Here is a 9,205-nt window from a genome sequence, read left to right on the forward strand (position 1 = left end):
ACCAGCCTATAAAATGGCTGGTTTCTTGTTTATTTAACAGCTTCTTTTAATTCTTTACCTGCTTTAAATGCAGGAACTTTACCAGCGGCGATTTGAATTTCTTCGCCAGTTTGCGGATTACGTCCTGTACGAGCAGATCTTTCGCGCACTTCAAAAGTTCCAAAACCGATTAGTTGAACTTTATCTCCAGATTGTAATGCATTAGCAATTGTGTCAAATACGGATTGTACAGCTGCAGAAGCGTCCTTTTGAGAAATATCAGCTGATTGAGCTACGTTTTTAATTAATTCTGTTTTGTTCATGTTTTCACCTCATAAAAAAATTTTTGGAATGAATGTTTTAGTATAATAGATAGTAAAGATAAAGCTATCACTATGATTAGATAGAATACTATATAATTATGTTAATTTCGTTGCAAGAGACTGAATCCCTTCTATTATTTAGGGATTAATTAAGAATCGATGCATATAAAAAGCTTTAATATGAGGATGAGGGGGAGTATATGAATGATTTTTCGTGAAAAAAATGAGAAGGAAAGTATATTAATTCGTCAACATGATCATGGTTTTTTAGCTGGAGAGATTGCAAAACATATAAAAGAAGACTTTTTTGAAAGTAAAACATATTTAAAAGAAACAGTTGATGCAATATATGAGCATGACAGAGGATGGATAGAGCTTGATAAAGTACCAATTTTGAATGATGCTAAAAATATTCCATATACATTTATGGATTGTCCAAGCCCATTACGTTTTGTTTTTTATACGATTGGTTTGAATGAAATTGAAAATTCTAATCCATACGGGGCATTGCTTTGTAGTAAACATTTTTTATCATTTCCACTAAACGAGGAAGATGAAGAGATGATGTCATTTTATAAACATGAATTAGAACGACAAAAAAGAATCTTGAAAACGTTAACAAAGGAACAGTTTGCGATGTTCGATAAACATTATAGATTATTAAAGTTTTGTGATGAACTTTCTTTATACGTATGTATGAATAAGCCTGGTGTCAAAAAGAAAGATGAAATTGATTTATTTAAAGATGGTTTTGAAGGAACAGAAATGTTTAATGGTAAAGAGGAGAAACTTATTCAAGCTGAATGGGTGGACGAGGAAACAATTCGGATTACACCATTTCCATTTCAAACGGAATTTTATACGTATGTAAAATATAAAACGATAAATGAGCATGAAATGAAAGAAAAAGGGATTGCAAAGGCTGATAGAGAATCAGAAATGAAGAAACAAACCATTCGTTTCATACAATAAGGAGGTAATATAAATTGAAAGATTATATATTAAAACAGTGTGATTATCATGCTTGGGCTAATACAAGATTATTCAATCGATTAAAAGAGTTACCAAACTATGAGACAATTTTTAAGGAGCAGATACAGAGTGTATTTCCATCCATTAAGGATACTTTTGTGCATATTTATATTACAGATCAAGTGTGGTTACATATATTGCATGGTAAAAGTATGAATGAAGCAATACAAGACCGAGAAGATTTACGAAAACAAATTGAAACTAAATCGTTACATGAATTAGAAAAAATGTTTGAAAACATGGCAAATCAATATAAAGATTTTTTAATTACAATACAAGATGTGAATGCTGTATTTGTTATTGAGAATCCATATGTAGGGAAATTAGAAACTTCGATTTTAGAATTAGTGCAACATGTCGTAAATCATGGTACATATCATAGAGGAAATATAACAGCGATGATCCGTCAACTTGGTCATTCGTCGACAATGATGGATTTTGTACTGTATTTACATATGGTTAAAAAGCAGGGAGAGTAATATAGTTTGTAAGAAGGAGAGGCTTTAATTATAGAAGTCTCTCCTTCTATTTTATTCCGCATTCATGGTAGATCGATTGATTAAAGTTTTCTTAAGAAGCTTTATTTTCTTGTAATTGCTTAGCGTATTGTACAGCCTTATATGCATTGACTCTACCGTTTTTCCAGTACGTACCTGTACCACTAATTTTATCAGAAGTTGACTCAATAATTTGGCGAATTTGTGTATTACTATATCCTTGATTTGCTAAAAGAGCAGCGACTCCTGCAACATGAGGTGTTGCCATAGATGTACCACTTAATGATTGATACGTGCTTCCTTTATATGTTGAATATATATTTGAACCTGGTGCTGCAACATCTACCCAGCTACCATAAGTAGAGAATGAAGATTTTCTATCTGATTGATCTGTAGAACCAACTGCAATTACTTCGCTGTAATAAGCAGGGTAATTAGCTTTTGTATTTCCAGCATTTCCAGCAGCTGCAACTATAACAGAGCCTTTATTCCATGCATATTGAACGGCTTGTTGTAATGCAGTACCACCATTTGGAGCTCCTAAACTTAAACTAATTACTTTTGCACCCGAATCAGCAGCTTCTCGAATACCTTGCGCTACAGCATCAAGAGTACCACTTCCTTGATTATCTAATACGCGGACAGCATAAATTGAAGTTTGTGGGGCAACACCAGCAATTCCGACGCTGTTATTCGTAAGTGCTCCAGTAATTCCAGCGCAATGTGTACCATGACCATTACCATCATCAGATGTATTGTCGTTATCAACATAATCATGCCCGTAAATTACTTTCGAAGCCAGATCAGGGTGTGAGCCTTGAACTCCTGTATCAATAATAGCTACTTTTACACCAGGATCACTTCGTTGGCTATCCCAAGCTTGTGGAGCTTGAATCTTTTGTAATCCATATTGATTATTAAAATATGGGTCGTTTGGAGTCCAAAAGGCGTGAACGTAATAATTTGGTTCTGCATATTCCACATCTGGATTATTTTTATAACTCTTTATTTTTTCTTTTACAGTACCTTTTGAAAATTGTACGACTTCAAAACCTAACTTATCATCTTTAGATAAGACATTAGCTCCGACAGATTTATGAAAAGATTGCACATTACTTAAAGATGCATTTTGTTTGAACTTAACGATTAATTGGTTAGGAACGTAATCAGTAGATGATGTTTCAGCACTTGAAGTATTCGTGTTAAAGAAGAAACCACCAATAATAAATGATAAAACAGATAGGAAAACAATGATTTTGTTTTTCAAAAGATTTTTCCTCCCTTTTCTTGGATGAGTTTTTCAGCGACACTTTAATGTCGCATTCCTTTTCAACTATATAGTTAGACCATACGATTTATGACATTTATGTGAAAAACTTTTGGAGGAATAAAAAGGAGTAAATATTGATATAAATATATTTTTAATGATAGTAATTAAGTAAAAGAGGGGATGAAAAAAGGAATGCTCATCATGTATGAGTCATTCCTTTTTTCATAGATTAACTTGCCTGTTTTTTATTATTTTCTTTCAATTTCTCTGCTTGTAAAAAGCGATTCGTTTCAGCAACAACAATACTACTTAATCCAATCAGACCAATCAAGTTTGGAATTGCCATAAGTCCATTTGCAATATCAGCAAATGTCCATACGATTCCTAGCTTTAAATTAGCACCAATTGCAATCATGAAAATAAAGATTGCTTTATAATATTTAACTGCACTTTCTCCGAATAAATAAGCTACACATTTTTCTCCATAATACGACCAGCCTAAAATAGTAGAGTAGGCAAATAAAATAATTGCGATACCGAGAATCATACTACCAGCAGTACCGAATACAGATTGGAATGCAAGTGTTGTAGCTTCAACACCAGTTTTACCTGATTTCCAAGCGCCTGTAGTAATTAATACTAGTCCTGTAATTGTACATACAATAAACGTATCTAGAAAAGTACCAGTCATTGAAACTAAAGCTTGCTTTGCAGGCGAATCGGTTTTTGCCGCCGCCGCCGCAATTGGTGCACTCCCTAAACCAGCTTCGTTCGCAAATACACCACGCGCCATTCCGATTTGGATAGCTGATGCAACTGTTGCCCCAATAAAACCACCAGCAGCTGCTGTACCATTAAATGCACCAGAAAAAATAAGTGAAAATGCTTCTGGAATTTGGTCGTAGTGATAGAAAATAATTATAAGACCAGCAATTATATAAAAGAAAGCTTTAATAGGAACGACATATCCCGTCACTTTCCCGATTTTTTTTACACCGCCTAAAATAACAATTGCGATTAAAAATGACATTACTATACCAGTTAAAGCAGGAGGGAAAGAGAAATTAATTCGCATTGCCTCTGCAACTGAGTTAGATTGCACCATATTACCAATACCGAAAGAAGCAGTTGTACCAAATATAGCGAATAATATAGCAAGCCATTTCTTACCTAAACCACGCTCTAAATAATACATTGGTCCACCTGAATATTCACCATTTTCATTACTAACACGATATTTCACTGCAAGTATTGCCTCTGCATATTTTGTTGCCATACCGAATAAAGCGGTAATCCACATCCAAAATATTGCACCAGGACCACCAATTGTAACCGCTGTTGCAACACCGGCTATATTACCCATACCAATCGTTGCGGCCATAGCTGTCATGAGTGCTTGGAAGTGACTAATATCTCCAGAAGAAGAAGTATCTTCTGATTTTTTAAACGCTAGTTTGTGAGCGTATAATAGTTTACTAAACTGTAAACCTTTCAAACGCACTGTGAGAATGATACCTGTTCCAACGAGTAGCAACAAAGTTGGTAATCCCCACACGTATTGATTTAGTTGTTCTAATACTTTACTTACTGTCTCCATCTTTATTCTCCTTTTTTAGAAAAAATAAAAACCACTTCAAGTAAATGAAATGGTCTCTGGAGAAACAAGGGATAGAAAAATAAACCGATACAATCGGCTTTTTCTTTCGCTTGTCTCTGTCCTTTTACCTGAGAGATTATCCGCTAAAGTAGCGGATTTGCTCCTTCGGTGCTCGTTTTCCTCCGCGCTCTATGAAAGCGAGAGGGAGTCTCTCCAGAGATTCGTCCCCATGCAGTTCTACTTGTAACCAAGACCTGAGAGTTTCAAAGTTGGTATAACAACTTTTTGCCCCGTCGGTAGATCAATAGACCTTCTCCTGAATGGTTCATCCGAATTATAAAATTTATAAACACATTGATTGTAAATCAATAAAAACATTATAGACATACAAATTGTGAATTGCAATCATTTTTTATTTTAAAATAGTAAATAGTTTTATTTTTTTGTAAGTCCTAATTTATCTTCAACTTCATTTAAAGTAGATAAAGCGATGACAATATGTTGATCCGCAAGTCCTAAAGCTTGTTTTGTTTTTTCAATAGTTTCATTGGTTGAAGTAGAGTTATTTGCTCCGTCTATAATCAAATTTGCTGCATTTTTCATGAAATTTGATGCGGATTTAAACTGAGTTGTGAATTGAAGTAGTTGTTTTTGTATATCTATATCTGTTATGTTTTCTTCAATTTTAAGCGTGTCTATTTCGTTCATAATTGTTTCGTACTGTTTGGAAACAGCACTCATTGTAACTAATAGTTTATTTCGATCTACTGAATCTCCATTCGTGTTAATCTCTTCCCAGGCAGGTAACCAATCTTTTTCGATGATGTCATTATAATGAGTAGTCAATTCATGAATTTTAGGTTGTAATTTCGTTTTGAAAGTTTTTGTCTCCGCTGTTTCTACAGTTGCTTTTTCGTTGTTATTTTTAACATTAGTAACATAGAAAATCGTACCGAAAATGATGAAAATAGAAATAACAACTGTCCATTTAGTAAAAAGTAATTTCTGCAATATGTAACGCCTCCAAAATTTAAAAACTTATAATTATAATATATAACAATAATGTTGTTTAAAGTAGAGAAAATAGGTTAGAAATAATTTAAATTATGTCTTTTCTATACATGAATAATTAAATTTAGTAAAATGATGAAAGTTATATGCGAGAAAAGAGGGTTTTTAGTGAAAATGAATAGAAGAAAACTGGTTTTAAGTATTTCAATGGCTATGTTATTAGTTGGTTTATTTGCACTCATATATGTAGACAAAGAATCTAAAATTAAAGATTTTCCAGTGCCAATGTCAGCAATCTATATTAACGATGATAATGAAGAGGACTATCAATATATAAGTGTAATGCCTATTACAAAAGCAAATGGATGGGAGAACTTAGGGGAAAACGGGCATACTGTTAGTTTTAAAAAAGGGGAAAGGAAGGTAGCAGTAGTACATTATCCGGGAGAAATTACGTATTATTTATTTGAAAAATAATTGATGATAAGAGAGATAGGAAGTGAATGATATTGTAGGATTGTTTACTTTCTATATCTTTTGATTTTTAATTCTGAATTATTTAAATTATAATTACTATGTGTATAGAATAAAATAATATTTAGTATGGAGATGAGATGATAAATTGCCAAGTATAAAAAAGATAGGTCGTTTTTGTTCTACTGATGATGAAGGATATATTATAAATGATGCACATATTGAAAAAGTTCAACCTATATTTATGGAGGTAATACAAGAAATAAAAAATACTTGTTGTGAGTTGTTACAGGATGATTTACACAGTGTTTATATAAGAGGCTCAATTCCAAGAGGGATTGGAATTAAAGGTATTGCTGATATAGATGTAATTATATTAGTGAGAAAGGATCCTGAATTAATAGACTTAAGTTGGCGAAAGAAACTAGAAATTAAAATTTTGCAAAAATTCAATTGTATAACAGGAGTGGAATTGAGTTTTTACAGTGAAAAAGAAGTGATAAATTCCAAGAGTTTTTCTTTTATAAGCTTCATGATACAGACACATGGAGTATGTATATTTGGTGAAGATGTAACATTGTCTTTACCTAAATATAAAGTAAGTCAGGAGTTAGCCTATGAACATCTTATTCAATTGGGAAAACAAATTGGACAAGCACGCAAAGAGTTAATACATAATAAAGGCGTGGAAGATATAGCGGATTGTTGTCGTTGGATTATGAAGATAATAATCAGGGCAGGTCTAGCATTGACAATTGAGAGAGAAGGACTTTACTCCAGAGACTTATATCCTGCCTATGAATTATTTAGTAAGCATTTTCCCGAACAAGAAAAAAATATGAGAAAGGCATTACAATATGTAATTGAACCGATAAATGATATAAATGAAATTTTATTATTTTTAAGTACGTTTGGTGAATGGCTGATAGAAAGAGCGGCTGCTTTTTTGAATACTATAGATAACTAGAAGAATATAATTATGTTATGTAAATAAATGAACGATCTAAATGTTCGTGATTTTGCAGACTATTATGGGATCCCGGAAGATGTGACAAAAGGAAGTTCAAATGGATATTTAACAGCCTATCTTTTAAAGTATCGTTTTTGTGGGAACAGAAGAAATAAATATGCGTGTTGAACAAGGATACGAGATGAAAAGGCCCTCTTTAGTACATATAAGAGCTGAAGAAATAGAGAGTAAAAATAATATTCGTTTAGGAGAAAAGTAGAAAGTATTGCAGATGGGAAATGGAATGTAAGATAAGGGGGAATTAAAAATGTTACTAAAAACAATCTACTGTAAGGTGGAAGAAGAGAAAAAGGAATTGTTTTCAAATGCGCAAGAAAAATGGAGTGATATACGGCATCTAGATGGTTTTCATGGACAATTTGGTGGATGGTATGAAGATGAGGCGTGTGTATTTACTTTATGGGAAGATAGAAGTACATATCAATCATTTATGAATGGTGCTCACGATACAATTTATTTAAATAGTAATCAAGAGGATACGTTTCTTTCGTGTGAAATTGAATTATTTCAAACGTTGTATGATATAACTGATACGCATTTGAAAGACGTTGTTACAGAAGGATCATTCGTAAGAGTTGCTATATGTGATGTAAAGGTGGAAAAGGAAAAGTATTTTTTACAGAAGCAAGAAACAATTTGGAATAAAGGAATGGAAAAAGCAAAAGGAATGTTAGGTGGAGTAGTTGGGAAGTCTTTAAAAAATGAAAATCGTTACATAGTGTTAACGTATTGGAAAGATGAACAGACGCATCAACATTATGTGAAAGAGATTTTCCCAGATTTATATAAATTAGCTAATATTCATGAAGATATAGAAGAGATAAAAGGAAAACAAGCTGTATGTAAGGAAGAATGGCTTGTATATTAAACGCTGAAAAAGTGTATAAATGAATGTATAATAAAGATATTTTCTTATAAACAAGTAATTAATAGAAGACGTTATATACCCTTTCATGTTAATATATTTAAGTTATAATAGGAGGCTTACCCTTTTGTATTGTACGGTAGAAGCAGTGTGAGCTTGAAATTTTTTTAGAAAAGGATGTGCCTAATTTGCGTATCAATAAATTTATTAGTGAAGCTGGAAAAGCGTCTCGACGTGGAGCGGATAAACTAATTAATGAGAAAAGAGTAATTATTAACGGTAAGGTTGCAAAAATTGGTGACCAAGTGAACCCAGGTGATGATGTACGAGTAAATGGAGAGCAGCTTCGAATTGCTCGAGATCACGTATATATCGCTTTAAATAAACCAGTAGGTATTACATGTACGAGTGAAAAATCAGTAAAAGGTAATATTATCGATTTAGTGAACCATCCTTTACGAATTAGTCACATTGGACGTCTTGATAAAGACTCAGACGGTTTAATTTTGTTAACGAATGATGGTGATATTGTTAATGAAATTTTACGTGCTGAAAACAAACATGAGAAAGAATATATCGTTTCAGTAGATAAGCCAATTACACCTGATTTCTTAGAGAAAATGGCAGCGGGTGTTAAAATTTTAGGAACAAAAACGCTTCCTTGTGAGGTTACACAGTTATCAAAATATGAGTTCCAAATTATTTTAACACAAGGGCTAAATCGTCAAATTCGCCGTATGTGTGAAGCTTTAGGTTATCAAGTATACACGTTAAAACGTACGAGAATTATGAATATTGAATTGAATAATTTACCGGTTGGGCAGTGGAGAGATTTAACAAAGAAAGAGAAAAGACGTCTATTTGCAGACTTAAATTACGAACCACAAGATTGGTAAAATTGTGAAGTGAAACCAAAAAAATTTGGTTTCACTTTTTTAATTAAATAAATAATTTTTTTAAACACTTGCAAAAATAAAATGAATAAGATATATTAAATAACAATAAATGGATGTTTTACAAAAAGCAAAGAAAAGGACACGAGTTATTTTCCCCGGTTATACAGAGAAGGAAGGAAAGCTGAGAACTTCCTAACGCAGAAAAATAACTTACCACCTTAGAGCTGCACT

10 protein-coding genes and 1 riboswitch are annotated in these 9,205 nt (G+C 32.7%); of the genes, 6 read left to right on the forward strand and 4 right to left on the reverse strand.

The window, feature by feature from the left end; genetic code table 11:
- Positions 1 to 29: 29 nt before the first annotated feature.
- The gene (locus MR107_RS21475; protein WP_001043905.1) at positions 30 to 302 is read right to left on the reverse strand and encodes an HU family DNA-binding protein; all 273 of its coding nucleotides are present in this window, start codon (positions 300 to 302) and stop codon (positions 30 to 32) included.
- Positions 303 to 506: 204 nt separating this feature from the next.
- On the opposite strand from MR107_RS21475, the gene MR107_RS21480 reads away from it, so the two are divergent.
- On the forward strand, positions 507 to 1,274 hold the full coding sequence (locus MR107_RS21480) for a DUF3891 family protein (protein WP_075676965.1): 768 nt from the start codon (positions 507 to 509) through the stop codon (positions 1,272 to 1,274).
- A 14-nt stretch (positions 1,275 to 1,288) separates the two neighbouring features.
- A complete protein-coding gene (locus MR107_RS21485) occupies positions 1,289 to 1,813 on the forward strand; it encodes a DinB family protein (protein WP_000656263.1) in 525 nt (174 codons plus the stop codon).
- A gap of 91 nt (positions 1,814 to 1,904) precedes the next feature.
- Here the strand turns inward: MR107_RS21485 and MR107_RS21490 are convergent, their stop codons facing one another.
- From MR107_RS21490 to MR107_RS21500, 3 genes are all read right to left on the reverse strand, one after another.
- The gene (locus MR107_RS21490) at positions 1,905 to 3,098 is read right to left on the reverse strand and encodes a S8 family peptidase (protein ID WP_000790938.1); all 1,194 of its coding nucleotides are present in this window, start codon (positions 3,096 to 3,098) and stop codon (positions 1,905 to 1,907) included.
- 232 nt (positions 3,099 to 3,330) lie between these two features.
- Complete coding sequence (locus tag MR107_RS21495; RefSeq protein ID WP_000451037.1) at positions 3,331 to 4,698, reverse strand: alanine/glycine:cation symporter family protein; 1,368 nt, start codon at positions 4,696 to 4,698, stop codon at positions 3,331 to 3,333.
- A gap of 106 nt (positions 4,699 to 4,804) precedes the next feature.
- A riboswitch (glycine riboswitch) is annotated at positions 4,805 to 4,925 on the reverse strand.
- A 208-nt stretch (positions 4,926 to 5,133) separates the two neighbouring features.
- Positions 5,134 to 5,709 (reverse strand): hypothetical protein, encoded by a 576-nt coding sequence (locus MR107_RS21500; RefSeq protein ID WP_033696325.1) that lies wholly within the window; start codon positions 5,707 to 5,709, stop codon positions 5,134 to 5,136.
- Positions 5,710 to 5,841: 132 nt separating this feature from the next.
- On the opposite strand from MR107_RS21500, the gene MR107_RS21505 reads away from it, so the two are divergent.
- The 4 genes from MR107_RS21505 to rluF all read left to right on the forward strand — a co-directional run bounded on the left by MR107_RS21505 (position 5,842) and on the right by rluF (position 8,974).
- Positions 5,842 to 6,186 carry a hypothetical protein gene (locus MR107_RS21505; protein WP_140158352.1) on the forward strand — a complete coding sequence of 115 codons (345 nt, stop codon included), beginning with the start codon at positions 5,842 to 5,844 and terminating at the stop codon, positions 6,184 to 6,186.
- Positions 6,187 to 6,331: 145 nt separating this feature from the next.
- On the forward strand, positions 6,332 to 7,150 hold the full coding sequence (locus MR107_RS21510) for a nucleotidyltransferase family protein (RefSeq protein WP_086404642.1): 819 nt from the start codon (positions 6,332 to 6,334) through the stop codon (positions 7,148 to 7,150).
- Between the two features lie 310 nt (positions 7,151 to 7,460).
- Positions 7,461 to 8,081: a YdbC family protein gene (locus MR107_RS21515; RefSeq protein ID WP_086404644.1), complete on the forward strand. Its 621-nt coding sequence runs from the start codon at positions 7,461 to 7,463 to the stop codon at positions 8,079 to 8,081.
- Between the two features lie 185 nt (positions 8,082 to 8,266).
- On the forward strand, positions 8,267 to 8,974 hold the full coding sequence (rluF, locus tag MR107_RS21520) for a 23S rRNA pseudouridine(2604) synthase RluF (protein ID WP_140158353.1): 708 nt from the start codon (positions 8,267 to 8,269) through the stop codon (positions 8,972 to 8,974).
- Positions 8,975 to 9,205: the final 231 nt, after the last annotated feature.

The sequence above is a fragment of the Bacillus cereus group sp. BfR-BA-01441 genome (assembly GCF_022663075.1).
GTDB lineage: Bacteria > Bacillota > Bacilli > Bacillales > Bacillaceae_G > Bacillus_A > Bacillus_A cereus.

Bases quoted from the DNA above. Each gene is read 5' to 3' on its own strand.
- MR107_RS21475 (WP_001043905.1), bottom strand. From the start codon at position 302: ATGAACAAAACAGAATTAATTAAAAACGTAGCTCAATCAGCTGATATT.
- MR107_RS21480 (WP_075676965.1), top strand. From the start codon at position 507: ATGATTTTTCGTGAAAAAAATGAGAAGGAAAGTATATTAATTCGTCAA.
- MR107_RS21495 (WP_000451037.1), bottom strand. From the start codon at position 4,698: ATGGAGACAGTAAGTAAAGTATTAGAACAACTAAATCAATACGTGTGG.
- MR107_RS21505 (WP_140158352.1), top strand. From the start codon at position 5,842: ATGATGAAAGTTATATGCGAGAAAAGAGGGTTTTTAGTGAAAATGAAT.
- MR107_RS21515 (WP_086404644.1), top strand. From the start codon at position 7,461: ATGTTACTAAAAACAATCTACTGTAAGGTGGAAGAAGAGAAAAAGGAA.